Source organism: Micromonospora ferruginea, from assembly GCF_013694245.2.
Taxonomy (GTDB): Bacteria; Actinomycetota; Actinomycetes; order Mycobacteriales; family Micromonosporaceae; genus Micromonospora; species Micromonospora robiginosa.
Window position 1 is genome coordinate 4673930 of sequence record NZ_CP059322.2, and the last position, 17523, is coordinate 4691452.

The 17523-nt window shown below is 73.5% G+C and carries 15 protein-coding genes; 9 read left to right on the forward strand and 6 right to left on the reverse strand.

Going from position 1 to position 17523, the window contains the following annotated elements; all coding sequences use genetic code 11:
* Positions 1-5 precede the first annotated feature (5 nt).
* Both H1D33_RS20320 and H1D33_RS20325 read right to left on the reverse strand, forming a co-directional pair.
* Positions 6-974, reverse strand: coding sequence for a hypothetical protein (locus tag H1D33_RS20320; protein WP_181571639.1), 969 nt, complete (start codon positions 972-974; stop codon positions 6-8).
* Positions 967-1599, reverse strand: a complete 633-nt coding sequence (locus H1D33_RS20325) for an MBL fold metallo-hydrolase (protein WP_181571638.1) — start codon at positions 1597-1599, stop codon at positions 967-969. Before H1D33_RS20325 ends, H1D33_RS20320 begins: the two co-directional genes overlap by 8 nt.
* Positions 1600-1722: 123 nt before the next feature.
* On the opposite strand from H1D33_RS20325, the gene H1D33_RS20330 reads away from it, so the two are divergent.
* Positions 1723-2709 (forward strand): DUF4349 domain-containing protein, encoded by a 987-nt coding sequence (locus H1D33_RS20330; RefSeq protein WP_181571637.1) that lies wholly within the window; start codon positions 1723-1725, stop codon positions 2707-2709.
* Here H1D33_RS20330 and H1D33_RS20335 read toward each other — a convergent pair.
* Positions 2666-3925: an amidohydrolase gene (locus H1D33_RS20335; RefSeq protein WP_181571636.1), complete on the reverse strand. Its 1260-nt coding sequence runs from the start codon at positions 3923-3925 to the stop codon at positions 2666-2668. The two genes, H1D33_RS20330 and H1D33_RS20335, sit on opposite strands and share 44 nt — an antisense overlap.
* 484 nt (positions 3926-4409) lie before the next feature.
* The gene (locus H1D33_RS20340; protein WP_181571635.1) at positions 4410-5993 is read right to left on the reverse strand and encodes an acyl-CoA mutase large subunit family protein; all 1584 of its coding nucleotides are present in this window, start codon (positions 5991-5993) and stop codon (positions 4410-4412) included.
* A 187-nt stretch (positions 5994-6180) separates the two neighbouring features.
* Here H1D33_RS20340 and H1D33_RS20345 point away from each other — a divergent pair, with 187 nt between their 5' ends.
* Together H1D33_RS20345 and H1D33_RS20350 are read left to right on the forward strand one after the other, a co-directional pair.
* Positions 6181-8193 (forward strand): serine/threonine-protein kinase, encoded by a 2013-nt coding sequence (locus H1D33_RS20345; RefSeq protein ID WP_181571634.1) that lies wholly within the window; start codon positions 6181-6183, stop codon positions 8191-8193.
* 49 nt (positions 8194-8242) lie between these two features.
* Entirely contained in the window at positions 8243-9907 is a 1665-nt protein-coding gene (locus H1D33_RS20350) for a phospho-sugar mutase (RefSeq protein ID WP_181571633.1), read from the forward strand.
* Between the two features lie 66 nt (positions 9908-9973).
* On the opposite strand, the gene H1D33_RS20355 is transcribed toward H1D33_RS20350, so the two are convergent.
* Positions 9974-10672 (reverse strand): GOLPH3/VPS74 family protein, encoded by a 699-nt coding sequence (locus H1D33_RS20355; RefSeq protein WP_181571632.1) that lies wholly within the window; start codon positions 10670-10672, stop codon positions 9974-9976.
* Positions 10673-10791: 119 nt separating this feature from the next.
* A complete protein-coding gene (gene upp / locus H1D33_RS20360) occupies positions 10792-11424 on the reverse strand; it encodes a uracil phosphoribosyltransferase (RefSeq protein WP_181571631.1) in 633 nt (210 codons plus the stop codon).
* A 136-nt stretch (positions 11425-11560) separates the two neighbouring features.
* Between upp and deoC the strand changes: the two genes are divergently transcribed.
* The 6 genes from deoC to H1D33_RS20390 all read left to right on the forward strand — a co-directional run bounded on the left by deoC (position 11561) and on the right by H1D33_RS20390 (position 17522).
* Positions 11561-12520: a deoxyribose-phosphate aldolase gene (gene deoC / locus H1D33_RS20365; protein WP_181571630.1), complete on the forward strand. Its 960-nt coding sequence runs from the start codon at positions 11561-11563 to the stop codon at positions 12518-12520.
* Positions 12521-12525: 5 nt separating this feature from the next.
* Complete coding sequence (locus H1D33_RS20370) at positions 12526-13956, forward strand: aldehyde dehydrogenase family protein (RefSeq protein WP_181571629.1); 1431 nt, start codon at positions 12526-12528, stop codon at positions 13954-13956.
* A complete protein-coding gene (locus H1D33_RS20375; RefSeq protein ID WP_181571628.1) occupies positions 13949-14773 on the forward strand; it encodes an aldehyde dehydrogenase family protein in 825 nt (274 codons plus the stop codon). Before H1D33_RS20370 ends, H1D33_RS20375 begins: the two co-directional genes overlap by 8 nt.
* Positions 14774-14805: 32 nt before the next feature.
* Positions 14806-15258: a BlaI/MecI/CopY family transcriptional regulator gene (locus H1D33_RS20380; RefSeq protein WP_181571627.1), complete on the forward strand. Its 453-nt coding sequence runs from the start codon at positions 14806-14808 to the stop codon at positions 15256-15258.
* A 10-nt stretch (positions 15259-15268) separates the two neighbouring features.
* Entirely contained in the window at positions 15269-16174 is a 906-nt protein-coding gene (locus H1D33_RS20385) for a M56 family metallopeptidase (RefSeq protein WP_181571626.1), read from the forward strand.
* Positions 16175-16274: 100 nt separating this feature from the next.
* Positions 16275-17522 (forward strand): cytochrome ubiquinol oxidase subunit I, encoded by a 1248-nt coding sequence (locus tag H1D33_RS20390; protein WP_181571625.1) that lies wholly within the window; start codon positions 16275-16277, stop codon positions 17520-17522.
* Position 17523 lies beyond the last annotated feature (1 nt).

The window sequence follows — 17523 nt, forward strand, 5'->3', positions numbered from 1 at the left end:
CGCGCTCAGTCTGCCCGTTCGTCACCGGACTCGGCATCCCCCTCTTCGGCGTCGAGCGCCTCCAACACGGCCTCCACCTCGCCGGCCCGCCGGCGGGCGGCGGTGAGCGTCCGTTCCGCGCCCCGGCGGGCCAGCCGGGCCCGGCTCAGCTCCTGCTCGGCCACGGCCCGGCGGCGCTCCAGCTCGGCCAGTTCGGTCTCGATCCTCTCCAGCGTGGCGGCGCCGTCCCGCTCGGCCCGCTGGGCCCCGGTCAGCTCCGTCTGGGCCCGGTCCAGCTCGGTGCGCGCCTTCGCCAGCTCGCGGGTGGCCGTCCGCCGCCGCTTGGCCCGTTCGGCCCGCGCCGCCCGCTCCTCGCGGGCCCGGCGCGCGTCGGCCCGCTCGGCCGCCCGGTCCGGTACGCCGGATCCGTCCGCCGCCTCCGGTACGCCGGACCGCCCCGCCCGGGGCTGCTCCTCGCCCCCGGTGACCAGCCGTAGCTGGGGGCGGGGCACCTCGCCGAACCCGGCGTAGTGGCTGGCGCGCAGCAGCCGGCCGGCGCGTACCCGCTCGGCCACCTCGGTGTCGGAGAGCGCGGCGTTGAGCGTCGCCTCCACCTCGCCCAGCGGCAGTTTCCCGGCCGGCGGCGCGGCGGGCTCGGCGGCGGCCAGCCGGCGTACCTCCGCCACCAGCGCGCCCACCACGGCGCGGCGCTGGGCGGAGAGTTCCCGGAGGGTGCCGCCGCGCAGGTCGCGTTGCGCGGCGCGGAGCGACTCGGCGAGCTGGGCCAGGTCGGCGACCAGCTCGGGTCGGCGGATGGCGAGCAGGTTGACCAGCCAGGCCGCGACCGTGGGCCGCCGCAGCCGGCCGATCTCCCGGGCGGTACGCGGGTCGCCGGCCTCGCGCGCCTGGGCGACGGCGGCGTCCCGGGCCGCGACGAACCTCTCCGGCGGCGTGGCGTAGAGCCGCCGGACCACCTCGGTGGGAACGTCAGGCATCGATCCGGGTGCCCGGCTCCAGACGGCGGTACTCGGTGTTCGACATGGCGGTGTACTGCCGGTCCAGCACGCCGAACCCGTTCGCGTTGAGCAGCCCGTCGTGCAGCGCGTACGCGCGGCGCGGGGCGACCGCGCGGATGAAGTCGAGCACCTCGGAGAACTTCGACCAGGGCGCGTGGATCGGGGCGAACAGCGTGTCGACCTGGACGTCGTCGGGGACGAACAGCGCGTCGCCCGGGTGGTAGACCACGTCGTCGAAGAGGTATCCCAGGTTCGGGATCACCGCGAGGTCGGGGTGGATGACGGCGTGCTGCCCCCCGTACGCCCGCACCGGCACCCCGGCGGCGGTGAACGACTCACCGGGGGTGACCGCGACGAGCGCCTCGGCGGCGTCGCCGAGCACGTTCGCCAACGACGCCGGGCCGTGCACCGGCACCGGCCGCCGTTCCAGCGCGGCGGTCAACGCGGCAACGTCCACATGGTCCGGATGCTCGTGGGTGACCAGCACCGCGTCCGCCCCGTCCAGTGCCTCGGACGCGGCGCTGAAGACACCCGGGTCGACGACCAGCACTCCCCCGTCGTGTTCCAGCCGGAGGCAGGAGTGGGCGTACTTGGTGAGCTGCATCGTGACTCCTCGATTACCGAATCGTGACGTCCTCAGCGCAGTCTGCCGGAACCGGAGCGGCGACGCGTCGCGTCGGAGGTATCGGCCCCGACTCGCGGGGCCGTCGACGATCGGGAGCGGGGAATGGGCGGACGACGACTGCGGGGCGTGGCCCTGGCGGCGGTGGGCCTCGCCGCGGCACTGGCCGTGGGGGCCTGCAGCGCGGGTGGGGACAGCAACGGGGACAGCGGTGGCCGGGACGCGGCGGCGCCGGCGGCGGAGGGCGGCGCCGCGCGGGACCGGGACCAGGCGGCGCCGGGCGGGACCGGCGGCGCCGACCTGCGGGTGGACCAGCGGTCCATCATCTACACCGGCACGATGCAGGTCCGGGTGGACGACGTGGACGCCGCGGCGCGGGAGGCGACCACGGCGGTCACCGCGGCCGGCGGCTTCGTCGGCGGGGACCGGCGGTCGAGCCAGTCCGCCGACGCCCGCGCGGTGCTGACCCTGCGGGTGCCGGCGGACCGGTTCGCCGGGCTGCTCGACCAGTTGGCCGGCTACGGGCGGCAGGAGCGCCGGGAGATCCGCACTGAGGACGTCACCGAGCAGGTGGTCGACCTGGACGCCCGGATCGCCACCCAGCGGGCCCGGGTGGAGAGCGCGCGCAAGCTGCTCGCCCAGGCCAGCTCCGTGGACCAGTTGGTCACGCTGGAGAACGAGGTGGGCACCCGGCAGGCGGACCTGGCCGCGCTGGAGGCACGCAAGCGCCGGTTGGCCGACCTGACCGCGCTCTCCACCATCACCGTGACGTTCCTGGGCCGGGACGCCAGCACCGCCGAGGAGGGCGCCGACCTCGGCTTCCTCAGTGGGCTCGGCGGCGGCTGGGCGGTCTTCCTCACCTCGGTGCGCGTGCTGCTCACCGTGCTCGGCGCGCTGCTGCCGTTCGCGGTGGTGATCGGCGTACCGCTGTGGCTGCTGCTGCGGTGGCGCCGCCGGCGGCCCCGGCGGACGCCGCCGCCGGTCGGCCCGATGCCCGTCGGTCCGATGCCGGCGGGACCGCCGCCGGTCGGGCCGGCCGGCGGTCCGGTCAGCGCGCCGCCGTCAGTGCCCGCAGCGCGGTCTGGACCATGAGGCGTACGCCCGCCTCGATGGCGCGCTCGTCCACGTCGAAGGAGGCCCGGTGCAGGTCCACGTTGGGACCGCTCCGGCCGACGCCGAGGCGGGCGAGCGCGCCGGGCACGTGCTCCAGATACCAGGAGAAGTCCTCGCCGCCCATGCTCTGCGGCGTCTCGGCGATGCCCTCCGGCCCGAGCGCCGACGCGGTGGCGGCGGTGAACACCCCGATCGCCCCGGCGTCGTTGGTCACCGGCGGGCGACCGCGCAGGTATTCCAGGTCGACCGTGGCGCCGGTGGGGGCGAGCACGTCCCGCACCACCTGAGCCACGATCTTGGGGGCCTGGTCCCAGGTGTCCCGGTCCATCACCCGGAGTGTGCCGGCGGCGCACGCCTCCGAGGGGATGACGTTGTAGCGGGTGCCGGCCGAGGCGTGGCCGAACACCAGCAGCAGCCCGCTGTTGGCCGGCACCCGGCGACTGATCAGCGTCGGCACCTCGGTGACCAGCCGGCCGAGCGCGTCGACCAGGTCGACGGTCAGGTGCGGGCGGGCGGTGTGCCCGCCCGGCCCGGTGAGCCGGACGGTGACGTTGTCCGCGGCGGCGGTGATCGGGCCGACCCGCAGGCCGACCTTGCCCACCGGCAGGTTCGGGTCGCAGTGCAGCGCGAAGATCTGCACCACGTCGTCCAGGCCGCCGGCCTCGATCACCTCGAGCGAGCCGCAGGGCAGGATCTCCTCGGCCGGCTGGAAGATCAGCCGCACCCGGCCGTCCAGCTCGCCGAGATCGGCGAGCTGGGCGAGCAGCATGCCGACGCCGAGCATCACCGAGGTGTGCACGTCGTGGCCGCAGGCGTGGCAGACGCCATCCACCGTCGAGCGGTAGGGGACGTCCTTCGGGTCGCTCAGCGGCAGCGCGTCGATGTCGGCGCGCAACGCGATCACCGGCCCGTCGGGGCGGCCGTCGATGTCGCAGATGACGCCGTTGCCCTTGGGCAGCAGGCGCGGCCTCAGCCCGGCGAGCGACAGCTCGCGGTGCACCAGGGCCGCCGTCTCGAACTCCTCGCCCGACAGTTCCGGGTGGGAATGGATGTGACGGCGGGTCGCGATGAGGCCGGGCACCCGCAGCGCGAGCAGATGGTCGAGCTCGAAGGGCAGGGGCTGGGAACCGGTCGGCGACTCGGGCCGGGACGACGCCAGCGGGCCGCCGGAAGGCAGCGTCAACGCACTCGTCACGTCGAATTCTCGATCACTAGAGAGGGATGGATCATCGGGCAGAACAGCAGACAGCCTAGACCCCCGACGGTGACGCTGCGCAACGTCTTTCGCGTAGCGGTCGGACCGCGCAGCGTCACGAATGCCCTGGTGGGAGTGCTCGAATATCTGCGGGACAGCAGGTAGATCGTGGTCGGACGCCGTCATCTGCCCCCCACCTCCTACAACGCGTAACCGTTTCATCGGTTACCAAATAGCGAGTCGTCGTTCCGAATTGTCGCATTAGTCGCCGCAATTAACTGCCACTCCGACAATTGCCCGACAACATTCGGCTGCCGGGCGACTCCCGACGGTGACATGACGCCCCGGTGCGCGCCCGCACAGGCTGTCCGTCCCGTTCACCCGATCGGGTTACCCGTATTCCGAAATCGCACACCCGGACGCGACGCGGCCCGCGTCGACGCACCCCCTCGGGTGCGCCGGCGCGGGCCGCCGTCGGCACGCGTCAGAACCGGTCGCTCGGCCGGTGGATCCCCCAGACCGCCCGCAGCGTCCCGCACACCTCGCCGACCGTGGCCCGCGCCCGCAGCGCCTCCTTCATCGGGAAGAGCACGTTCGCGTCGCCCTCGGCCGCCGCCCGCAGCTCGGCCAGGGCCCGCTCGACCGCGCCCGAGTCCCGGTCGGCGCGCAGCTTGGCCAGCCGCTCCCCCTGGGCCGACTCGATCGTCGGGTCCACCCGCAGCGGCTCGTACGGCTCCTCCTCGTCGATCCGGAACCGGTTGAGCCCGACCACCACCCGCTCGCCCGAGTCGATCTCCTGGGCGATCCGGTAGGCGGACTGCTCGATCTCCCGCTTCTGGAAGCCGGCCTCGATCGCGTCCACCGCCGAGCCGTGGTCGAAGACCCGCTCCATCAGCGCGGTGATCGCGGTCTCCAGCTCGTCGGTCATCGCCTCCACCACGTACGACCCGGCGAACGGGTCGACCGTGGCGGTGAGGTCCGTCTCGTACGCCAGCACCTGCTGGGTGCGCAGCGCCAGCCGGGCCGCCTTCTCGGTGGGCAGCGCGATCGCCTCGTCGAAGCTGTTGGTGTGCAGCGACTGGGTGCCGCCGAGCACCGCGCCCAGGCCCTGCACCGCCACCCGGACCAGGTTGACCTCGGGCTGCTGCGCGGTGAGCTGCACCCCCGCGGTCTGGGTGTGGAACCGCAGCATCATCGACTTCGGGTTCTTCGCGCCGAACTCGTCGCGCATCAGCCGGGCCCAGATGCGGCGGGCCGCCCGGAACTTGGCGACCTCCTCCAGCAGCGTGGTGCGGGCCACGAAGAAGAACGACAGGCGGGGCGCGAAGTCGTCCACGGCGAGCCCGGCGGCGAGCGCCGCCCGGACGTACTCCACGCCGTTGGCCAGCGTGAACGCGATCTCCTGCGCGGGCGAGGCGCCGGCCTCGGCCATGTGGTAGCCGGAGATCGAGATGGTGTTCCACTTCGGCACCTCGGCCCGGCAGTAGGCGAAGGTGTCGGCGACCAGGCGCAGCGAGGGCTTCGGCGGGAAGATGTACGTCCCCCGGGCGATGTACTCCTTGAGGATGTCGTTCTGGATGGTCCCGTTGAGCGCCGTCCCGGGCACCCCGGTCTCCTCAGCCACCAGTTGGTAGAGCAGCAGCAGCACCGAGCCCGGCGCGTTGATGGTCATCGAGGTGGAGACCTTGTCCAGCGGGATGTCGGCGAAGAGCGTGCGCATGTCCTCGATGGAGTCGATCGCCACCCCGACCTTGCCGACCTCGCCGTGCGCGATCGGGTCGTCCGAGTCGTACCCCATCTGGGTGGGCAGGTCGAACGCGACGGAGAGGCCCATCGTGCCGGCGCGCAGCAACTGGTGGTAGCGGGCGTTGCTCTCGGTCGCGGTGCCGAAGCCGGCGTACTGCCGCATCGTCCACGGCCGGGACGTGTACATCGTCGGGTAGACCCCGCGGGTGTACGGGTAGCCGCCCGGCTCGCCCGACCGGGACTCCAGGTCCGCCGGAAGGTCGGCCGCCGTGTAGACGCCCTTGATCGGGAAACCCGACTCGCTTGACCGCGCATCGCTCATTACCGGATGGTAGGACGCGCCCGCCGCCGCACGGGTGAGGGATACCGCACACACCGGAGGTGAGTAGCCGCCCACGTACCGTCGAGTAGGTAAACGCCCGCCGCGTCGGGTTTCGCATCGGGCGTCGGAACCAGCAAGATAGAGGGGTTGTGTCCCAGCCCCCTCGATATCCCCCGGTGGCTTTTCTGTGACTCAGATTCCGACGTGGAGCGGTGGACCGGCCAGTCCCCCCACTGGACGCGCGGCGCCCGGCACCACCATCGGTGGTCGCTACTCGTTGCGCTCCCCGGTGGGCAACGGCGGCATGGGCACGGTCTGGCGGGCCACAGACACGTTGCTGCGCCGCGACGTCGCGGTCAAGGAGGTCGTCCTCCCGCCGGGGCTCGCCCCCAGCGACCGCGACGCGCTCTACGAACGCACGCTGCGCGAGGCCCGCGCGGCCGCCGCGATCCAGCACCCGGCCGTGGTGCAGGTCTACGACGTGGTCACCGAGGGTGGCCGCCCGTGGATCGTGATGGAGCTGCTGGACGCCCGCAGCCTGGCCGACATGGTGATCGAGGACGGGCCGGTCGCGCCCCGCGCGGTCGCCAAGATCGGCATCGCCCTGCTCGGCGCGCTGGAGGTGGCCCACGCCCTCAGCGTGCTGCACCGCGACGTCAAGCCGGCCAACGTGCTGATCTGCTCCGACGGCCGCTGCGTGCTGACCGACTTCGGCGTCGCCCGGATGCCCACCGACGTGCAGCTCACCACGCCCGGCATGGTGCTCGGCTCGCCGCACTTCATCTCCCCCGAGCGGGCCATGGGCCAGGAGTTCGGCCCGCCCAGCGACCTGTTCTCGCTCGGTGTGACGCTCTACACCGCGGTCGAGGGCCGGCCCCCGTTCGACAAGGGCGACCCGATCGAGACCATGCACGCCGTGGTCGAGGACCCGCCCGCCACCCCGCAGCGCAGCGGCCCGCTCACCGGCGTGCTGATGGGCCTGCTGGAGAAGGACCCGGCCCGCCGGCTCGACGTGCACCGGGCCCGCGCCATGCTGCGCGAGCTGCTCGCCGGCCCGCTGACCAGCACCGCCACCGCGGTCAACTCGGTCACCGACCCGTACGCGGTGGTGCCGGTGTCCCGCCCGGCCCCGCCGCCGGTCGTCGCGGCGGAGCCCAAGCCGGCCGGGCAGATCGGCGGCCGGGCGATGATCGGCCCCGGCGAGTCGCTGACCGACCGGCTCGCCTCGCTGCGTCGCGGTGAGCGCCCCGGCGCGGCACCGGCCGCCGGCGCCGCCGCGCTGGACGAGACCAGCGCCGACGCACTGGCCGGGCCGCTGCACACGCCCACCGGCGCGATGTCCGGGCCGGACGCGACCGACGCCACCCAGCGCATCTCGCCGGACGCCACGGTCCGCTTCGGCCAGGGTGCCGGCGGCGACGCCACCCAGCGCGTCCCCACCGGCCCGCCGGCCACCTACGGCGGTGGCGTCGACGCCACCCAGCCGGTGTACGGCGGCGGCGCGCAGTGGTCGGTGCCCGGCACCGGCCAGCCGTGGACCACTCCGGCCACCGCGCCGGGCGACGGCGGCCAGGCTTCGGGCCTGCTCGGCAAGGTCAAGGCGTGGCCCCGCAAGGTGCAGCTCGCCGCCGCCGGTGGCCTGGCCGTGGTGCTGCTGGTAGGCGTGATCGCGCTGACCGGCGGCGGCGACGACGCGCCCCCGCCGATCGTGGGCACCCTGCCGTCCAACTCGGCCGCCGCGCCGCCGGTGGAGATGCAGGAGCGCACCGTCAAGGGTGTGACCATCCAGGTGCCGAAGGGCTGGCAGCAACAGACCGGCGGCCTCTACGTCGACTACGTCGACCCGGAGGACGAGGGCCGCAAGGTGCGGGTCATCGCCGAGAAGTGGGGCGGCACCTCCATCACCTGGGCCGAGTTCGCCTCGCGGAACCTGAAGAGCAAGACCGCCAACAGCAAGACCTGCCCGGCGCCCTACAACGAGTTGTCGGTCTCCGAGCAGCCGCTCGCCGGCCAGCCCGCGGGCCAGCTCGAATACACCTGCGGCGAGGGCGAGACCATGCGGCACGGCATCTGGCGAGGGCTGGTCAAGGACGGCAAGGTCTACTCGTTCTACCTTTCCTCCACCGACGCGCGGTTCGCCGAGAGCAAGCCGATCTTCGACGCGATGGCCGGTTCGTTCCAGCTCACGGCGGCCAACTGAAACGAGGCCGACGACCGGTGGTGATCCGCCGCCGTGCTATCAAGAGGCAATGGCGGCGGATACCACTGACCTTGACGACCTTCGCGTGCGAGCCGAGCGCTGGCTCGCCGACGACCCCGACCCGGCGGACCGGGATGCGCTGCGTGCCGTCCTCGACGGGCTGCCCGGCACGGCCGCCGAGCTGGCCGACCGGTTCGCCGGCCCGCTGACCTTCGGCACCGCCGGGCTACGCGGCCCGCTGCGCGCCGGCCCGAACGGGATGAACCTGGCCGTGGTCACCCAGGCCGCCGCCGGGCTGGTCGGCTGGCTCGCCGCCCAGGGCGGCGAGGGTCCGCTGGTGATCGGGTACGACGCCCGACACGGCTCGCGTGCCTTCGCCGAGCGCACCGCCCAGGTCGCCACCGGCACCGGCCGGCCGGCGCTGCTGCTGCCCCGCCCGCTGCCCACGCCGGTCCTGGCGTTCGCGGTGCGACAGCTCGGCGCGGTCGCCGGGGTGATGGTCACCGCCAGCCACAACCCGCCGCAGGACAACGGCTACAAGGTCTACCTGGGCGCGCAGCTCGGCGGTGAGCTGGGCGCCGGGGCGCAGATCGTGCCGCCGGCCGACGCCGGCATCGAGGCCGCCATCCGGGCGGTCGGGGCGCTCGCCGAGGTGCCGCTCGGCCCGCCCGGCCAGGTGCTCGGCGACGACCTCGTCGCCGCGTACGTGGACCGGGCCGCCGCCGTGGTGGACCCGGCCGGGCCGCGGGACCTGAAGGTGGCGTACACGCCGCTGCACGGGGTGGGGGCGGCGGTGCTGACCGCCGCGTTCGCCCGGGCCGGATTCGGCGTGCCGGGCGTGGTGCCCGAGCAGGCCGAACCGGATCCGGCGTTCCCGACCGTCAGCTTCCCCAACCCGGAGGAGCCGGGCGCGGTGGACCTGCTGGTGGCGCTCGCCGACCGCATCGACGCGGACCTCGCCGTCGCCAACGACCCGGACGCGGACCGCTGCGCGGTGGCCGTCCGCGACGCCGGGTCCTGGCGGATGCTGCGCGGTGACGAGGTGGGCGCGCTGCTCGCCGACCACCTGATGCGGCGCGGGGTGACCGGCCTGTACGCGACCACCATCGTCTCGTCGACACTGCTGCGGGCCATGACCGGCGCGCGCGGGCTGCCCTACGACGAGACGCTGACCGGCTTCAAGTGGATCGTCCGGGCCGGCGGCGGCCGGCAGCCGCTGGTCTTCGGCTACGAGGAGGCGCTGGGCTACTGCGTGGCCCCGGGACACGTCCGGGACAAGGACGGCATCACCGCCGCGCTGACCGTCGCCGAGCTGGCCGCCGGGCTCAAGGCCGAGGGTCGTACGCTCACCGACCGGCTGGACGAGTTGGCCGCCGAGTTCGGCGTGCACCACACCGACCAGCTCTCGGTGCGGGTGGAGGACCTGCGGGTGATCACGGACTCGATGGCGCGGATCCGGGCGGCCACCCCGACCACGCTGCTCGGGCACCCGGTCACCGAGGCGTCCGACCTGCTCCCCGACGCGGACGTGGTGATCCTGCGCACCGACGCCGCCCGGGTGGTGATCCGGCCCTCCGGCACCGAGCCGAAGCTGAAGGCGTACCTCGAGGTGGTGGAGCCGGTGACCGGTGGCGATGTCCCCTCGGCGCGCCACCGGGCGAGGGCCGCCGTCACCGAGCTGCGCAACGAGATCGCCGCCGCCCTCGGCCTCTGAGGTGTAAGGAAGGGGCCCCGCTTAACACGTGGATGTTAAGCGGGGCCCCTTCCTCTACCGAAAACGTTAAGCGGGGCCCCCGCCTTGCACCTGGCGCTTGCCGAGGGCGGCGTCGACGGCCTGGGCGAGGGCGGCGATGACCAGGCTCACCGAAGGGCGCACCACGCTGTCGTCCAGGCTCACCGTGCCGGAGAAGCCGGCGCCGGCCGCGATCTCCTCCAGGCGCGCTCCCGCCTCGTCGGCGGCGGCGCCGGTCAGCCCGAGCGCCGGTTCCATCCGCAGCACCGCGACCAGCGTGGCGAGCGCGGCGGTCCGCTCGTCCGGGAGCTGGCCGCTGGTCAGCGCCTCGGCCAGCCGCCGCCGGATGTCCGCCTCGACCGAGGCGTCCGCGACCGGGTACCGGTGCACGTGGATGAAGCCCAGCTCGGTCTCGTCCACGTCGCGGACCACGCCCCGGCCGCAGAGGTCGCCGAGGATCCTGTCGCGCAGCCCGTGCCGCAGCCGCTGCACCCACGACGACGGCGTGTGCGGGGTGTCCGCGGCGATCTTGGCGAGGACCGCGTCGGCGATCGGCTCGCCGGTCGGCGCCGGGTCGACCACCGCCAGGTTCCCGTCCGCGTACGCGACCCGGCCGGCCAGGGCCAGCTCGACCAGCACCGCGGCGGCCATGCCCAGGTCCAGGCTGATCCGCGGCATGGCGGCCTTGCCGGTTTCGTCGTCATACGCGAGGAGGAGCAACTCCTCGGCGAGCGCAACACCAGTCATGGCCCGGAACGCTAGCGCCTCCGCGCAGCCCGCGCACCGACACGCCGAGGTCTCCCCTCCCGCCGCCCGGATCATGCGAAAAGGGCCCGTCCGAGCGGATCGGGCCCTTTTCCGTGCGCCTAGAAGCGCGGCATGCCGCCGAACTGGCGGTCGCCGGCGTCGCCGAGGCCCGGGACGATGAACATCCGGTCGTTGAGGCCCTCGTCGATCGACGCGGTGACCAGGCGCAGCGGCAGGCCGGAGCGCTCCAGCCGCTCGATGCCGACCGGTGCGGCCAGCACGCAGAGCACGGTGATGTCGGTGCACCCCCGGTCGGCGAGCAGCCGGCAGCAGTGCTCCAGCGAGCCGCCGGTGGCCAGCATCGGGTCGAGCACCAGCACCGGCCGGCCGCTCAGGTCCCGGGGCAGCGACTCCATGTACGCCCGGGGCTCGTACGTCTCCTCGTCGCGGGCCAGGCCCACGAAGCCCATCGACGACTCGGGCACCAGCGCGAGCGCGGCGTCGGCCATGCCGAGCCCGGCCCGCAGCACCGGCACCAGCAGCGGCGGGTTGGCCAGCCGGGTGCCCTCGGTGGCGGTGACCGGGGTCTGGATCGAGTAGTTCTCGACGGGGAAGGAGCGCGCGGCCTCGTACACCAGCATGGTGGTGAGTTCGCGCAGCGCGGCCCGGAACGACGCGGAGTCGGTCCGGGCGTCCCGCATGGCGGTCAGCCGCGTCTGGGCGAGCGGATGGTCAATGACGGTTACGTCCACGATCGCTCAACCTACCGGTCACCGGGCCGGCGCACGCCGGGTGCGGGCGGACCAGCGACGCCGCTCACGTATGACGCTCACAACCGGTTCGGCGTGACCAAGATCACTCGACTCGCGGGTGCGTACTATTCGGGGCATGACGGCGACAGCGACGTCGGCCCGGTCGGACCTCTCCGAGCTGGGACGATCCGAGACCGCTCTGCGGACCTTCCTGCACGGCCTGCCGGGCGTGGACCAGGTCGGCGCGGAGCAGCGGGCGGCCCAACTCGGCACCCGCTCCATCAAGACCACGGCCAAGGCCGAGGCGATCGACCTGGCCATCCGGATGGTCGACCTGACCACCCTGGAGGGGGCCGACACCCCGGGCAAGGTGCGGGCGCTGGCGGCCAAGGCGCTGCGGCCCGACCCGGCGGACCCGTCCTGCCCGCACGTCGGCGCGGTCTGCGTCTACCCGGCGATGGTCCCGTACGTGGCCGAGGTGCTGCGCGGCAGCGGCGTGCACCTGGCCAGCGTGGCGACCTCGTTCCCGTCCGGGCAGGCCCCGTTGGAGATCAAGCTCGCCGACGTCCGGGCGGCCGTCGAGGCCGGCGCGGACGAGATCGACATGGTGATCAACCGGGGCGCGTTCCTGGCCGGTCGCTACCAGGAGGTCCACGACGAGATCGTGGCCACCAAGGAAGCCTGCGGGGACGCCCACCTCAAGGTGATCCTGGAGACCGGGGAGCTGGCCACCTACGACAACGTGCGGCGCGCCTCCTGGCTCGCCATGATGGCCGGCGGCGACTTCATCAAGACCTCCACCGGCAAGGTCCCGGTCGCGGCCACGCTCCCGGTGACCCTGGTGATGCTGGAGGCGGTCCGCGACTTCCGCGCCGCCACCGGGCGTCAGGTCGGCGTGAAGCCGGCCGGCGGCATCAAGAACACCAAGGACGCGATCAAGTACCTGGTCATGGTCAACGAGACGGTCGGCGCCGACTGGCTCGACCCGGACTGGTTCCGGTTCGGCGCGTCGAGCCTGCTCAACGACCTGCTCATGCAGCGCACCAAGCTGACGACCGGCGTCTACGCCGGCCCCGACTACTTCACCCTGGACTGAACGCGATGTTCGAATACGCACCCGCCCCCGAGTCGCGCTCGGTGGTCGACATCCGGCCCTCGTACGGGCTCTTCGTCGACGGAAAGTTCGTCGACCCGTCCGACGGCGGCAGCTTCAAGTCGGTCAACCCGGCCTCCGAGGAGGTCCTGGCGGAGATCGCCGAGGCCGGCCGCGAGGACGTGGACCGCGCGGTCCGCGCCGCGCGCAAGGCGTACGAGAAGGTGTGGGGTCCGATGTCGGGCCGGGACCGGGCGAAGTACCTGTTCCGGATCGCCCGGATCATCCAGGAGCGCTCGCGCGAGCTGGCGGTGCTGGAGTCGCTGGACAACGGCAAGCCGATCCGCGAGTCCCGCGACGTCGACCTGCCGCTGGTCGCCGCGCACTTCTTCTACTACGCCGGCTGGGCCGACAAGCTGGAGCACAGCGGCTTCGGCCCCGATCCCCGGCCGCTCGGTGTGGCCGCGCAGGTCATCCCGTGGAACTTCCCGCTGCTCATGCTGGCCTGGAAGATCGCCCCGGCGCTCGCCGCCGGCAACACGGTGGTGCTGAAGCCGGCCGAGACCACCCCGCTGACCGCGCTGCTCTTCGCCGAGATCTGCCAGCAGGCCGACCTGCCGGCCGGCGTGGTCAACATCGTCACCGGTGCCGGTGACACCGGCCGGGCGCTGGTCGAGCACCCGGGCGTGGACAAGGTCGCGTTCACCGGCTCCACCGAGGTCGGCCGGGCCATCGCGCGCGCCGTGGCCGGCACCCGCAAGAAGCTGACCCTGGAGCTGGGCGGCAAGGCCGCCAACATCGTCTTCGACGACGCCCCGGTCGACCAGGCGGTCGAGGGGATCGTCAACGGCATCTTCTTCAACCAGGGGCACGTCTGCTGCGCCGGCTCCCGCCTGCTGGTGCAGGAGTCGGTCGCCGACGAGGTGCTGGAGTCGCTCAAGCGCCGGATGGCCCGCCTGCGGGTCGGTGACCCGCTGGACAAGAACACCGACGTCGGCGCGATCAACTCGGCCGAGCAGCTCGCCCGCATCCGCGAGCTGTCCGAGGTCGGCGCCGCCGAGGGCGCGCAGCGCTGGTCGCCGCCGTGCGAGCTGCCCGACCGCGGCTTCTGGTTCGCGCCGACCATCTTCACCGGGGTCACCCAGGCGCACCGGATCGCCCGCGAGGAGATCTTCGGCCCGGTGCTGTCCGTGCTGACCTTCCGCACCCCGGCGGAGGCGGTCGAGAAGGCCAACAACACGCCGTACGGGCTGTCGGCCGGGATCTGGACCGACAAGGGTTCCCGGATCCTGTGGATGGCCGACCGGCTGCGCGCCGGCGTGGTCTGGGCCAACACGTTCAACAAGTTCGACCCGACGTCGCCGTTCGGCGGCTACAAGGAGTCGGGCTACGGTCGCGAGGGCGGCCGGCACGGGCTGGAGGGGTACCTCAATGTCTGAGCGGGTCGCGGTACGCAAGACGTACAAGCTCTTCATCGGCGGGAAGTTCCCGCGCAGCGAGTCGGGACGGTCGTATCTCGTGCAGGACTCCAACGTGTCGCTGGCCTCCCGCAAGGACGCGCGGGACGCGGTCGTCGCGGCCCGGGCCGCGGTGAAGGGCTGGGCCGGGGCGACCGCCTACAACCGCGGCCAGATCCTCTACCGGGTGGCCGAGATGCTGGAGGGCCGGCGCGAGCAGTTCGTGGCGCTCGGCGTGCCGGCCGACGAGGTGGACGCGGCGATCGACCGCTGGGTCTGGTACGCCGGCTGGGCCGACAAGCTGCCGCAGGTCTACGGCGGCGCGAACCCGGTGGCCGGCCCGTACTTCAACCTGTCGGCGCCGGAGCCGACCGGCGTGGTGGCCGTGGTGGCGCCCGAGACGCCGGCGCTGCTCGGGCTGGTCAGCGTGATCGCCCCGGCGATCGTCAGCGGCAACACCGTGGTGGTGGCCGCCTCCCCGGCGGCGCCGCTGGCGGCGGTGACGCTGGCCGAGGTGCTGGCCACTTCCGACCTGCCGGGCGGGGTGGTCAACATCCTCACCGGGAAGATCACCGAGACCGCGCCGACGCTGGCCGCGCACATGGACGTCAACGCCGTCGACCTGACCGGCGTGACCGACGCCGAGCTGGCGGTGGAGCTGGAGGTCAAGGCCGCGGAGAACCTCAAGCGGGTGCTCCGGCCGGCCCCGGCCGATCACGACTGGCACGTCGATCCGGGCCTGACCCGGATGACCACGCTGCTGGAGACCAAGACGGTCTGGCACCCCAAGGGCGTCTGAGACCGGTCTACTACGCGGGGTAGGATTGACGGGTGACTCGGCTGGGGGACCTTGAGCGTGCGGTGATGGACGTGCTGTGGGACTCGGTGCCCGCCACGTCCGACGGTGTGACCGTGCGCGAGGTCGCCGACGCCCTGGACGGGCGTGAGCTGGCCTACACCACGGTCATGACGGTGCTCGACCGGCTCGCCGGCAAGGGCATGGTGCAGCGCGAGCGGGAGGGGCGGGCCTGGCGTTACCGGCCCGCCGCCACCCGCGAGGCGCACATCGCCCAGCTCATGCTCGACGCGCTCGACCTCGGCGGCAGCCGGGACGCCGCGCTGGTGCGCTTCGCCCGCTCGGTGACCGGCACCGAGGCGGAGGTGCTGCGCGCGGCGCTCGGCGCCGAGGCCGCCGGAACAGCCCCGAACGCCGGGCTGACCGACCGGGTCGAGGACCCGCGGCGGTCCGCCGGGTCGGCGCTCGACGAGGCGACGGACCGGTAGGGCGGCCACCGTGGCGTACGCCGTGCACTTCGCCGCGACCATCCTGGCCTGCTGGCTGACCGCGCAGGTCCTCGCCGCCGCGCGGTGGACGTGGCGCGCGCCCCGGGTGGCGATCGTCTGCTGGCAGGCGGTCGGGTTGGCGCTCGGTCTCTCCGCGATGGGCCTGCCGATGGCGGTGGGTCTCGCCGCCTACGACCGGCCGACCGGGGGCGCGTTGCTGGCGCTCGCCGACGACCTGGCCCACGGCACGCTGCCGCCCGGGGTGGGCGCGGCGCACCTGGGCCTGGTCGGGGTGGGCTTCGGCATCGGCGCGGTGCTGCTCACCACGACCGTGCGCGCGGTGCACGGCGCGGTCCGCGCCCAGCGCCAGCACCGGGAGTTGCTCAGCCTGGTCGCCCGGCGCGACCCGACGGTGCCCGGCGCGCTGGTGCTCGACCATCCGAGCGCGGCGGCGTACTGCCTGCCCGGGGTGCGGCCCCGGGTGGTGGTGAGCGCCGGCACGGTCGACCTGCTCGACCCGGCGGAGCTGGCGGCGGTGCTGACCCACGAGCGGGCGCACGCCCAGGAGCGGCACGATCTGGTGCTGCTGCCGTTCACCGCGCTGTGCCGGGCGCTGCCGTGGTTCCGCTGGGTGCGCGACGCGCACGCGCGGGTGGCGCTGCTGGTCGAGATGCGCGCCGACGACAAGGCCCGGGAGCTGCACGCGGACGAGCCGCTGGCCGGCGCGCTGCGCCGGTTCGCCGCCGCCGGGCACCGGGTGACGCCGGCCGGCACGCTCGGCATCGGCGACCGGGATCTCGACGTACGCGTGCAGCGCCTGCTGGTCGCGGACCGCCCGCCCCGGGTGCTGGGGGCGACCGCGCTGGCGGTGGCCGGCACGCTCGTCGCGCTGCCGATCTCGTTGTTCCTGAGCTGACGACCCCTACGGGGCTTCTCCGGGTTCGCGCATCCAGATAGGTAGGCAAGCTACGTGTAGGCTCGCTATGACAAGCGAACCAACCCGTGGGAGAACCGCCGTGGATCCCCTGCTCCTCGCCCGCCTCCAGTTCGCCACCACCACCTCGCTGCACTTCCTCTTCGTGGTGGTCACGCTCGGCCTGGTCACCCTGCTGGTCGGGCTCCAGACCGCCGGCTACCTCACCGGCAAGCCGGTGTACGAGCGGCTGACCCGCTTCTGGGGCCAGCTCTACGTGATCAACTACGTGCTCGGCATCGCCACCGGGATCGTGATGGAGTTCCAGTTCGGGCTGAACTGGAGCGGCCTCTCGCGCTACGTGGGCAACGTGTTCGGGGCGCCACTGGCCATCGAGACGCTCGTGGCGTTCTTCCTGGAGTCCACGTTCCTCGGCATGTGGATCTTCGGCTGGCACCGGCTGCGGCGCGGCCTGCACCTGGCGCTGCTCTGGGGCGTCGCGATCACCGCGTACGCCTCGGCGTTCTGGATCATGGTGGCGAACGCCTGGCTCCAGCACCCGGTCGGCTACGAGGTGCGCGACGGCGTCGCCCACCTCACCGACTTCGGTGCGCTGCTCACCAACCCCACGTTCGGCTTCGCGTTCGGGCACGTGGTCTCCGCGAGCCTGGTCACCGGCGGCCTGCTGATGGCCGCGGTCAGCGCCTGGCACCTGCTACGCGGCACCCCCGACTTCGCGCTGTTCCGCACCTCGCTGCGGCTCGGGCTGGTCACCGCGGCGCTCGCGGTCAGCGCGTTGCAGGGCTTCGGCTTCGCCCAGTTCGGCCCGGTCGGGCAGCTCCAGCCCACCAAGTTCGGCGGCGGCCCGGACCGGGACGCGGTGGTGGCCGACTGGACCGCCCGGTTCGGCCCCGGCGACTGGGATCCGCCGGTGCTGTCCAGCGTCGGTCTCGGCTTCATGATCCTGATCGGCTTCGCGCTGGGCTGCGTCTGGCTCCTGCTGCCGCTGCTCTGGCGCGACTGGATCATCCGGCTGCGGTTCCCGCTCTGGCTGGTCCTGCTCGGCCTGCCGCTGCCGTTCGTGGCGGTGCTGCTCGGCTGGATCGCCCGGGAGGTGGGCCGCCAGCCCTGGGTGGCGTACGGGCTGCTGCCCACCGCGCAGGCCGTCTCCCCGGTCCCGGCCGGGCTGATGCTCGCCTCGCTGATCGGGTTCAGCCTGCTGCTCGGCGCGCTCACCGTCACCAACTGGGTGCTGCTGGCCCGGCACGCCGCCCGGGGCGCGCGCGACCCGCTGCTCGGCCGGCCGCCCGCGCCCGAGCCCGACGACCACCACCAGCCCGTGTTCGCCTGAG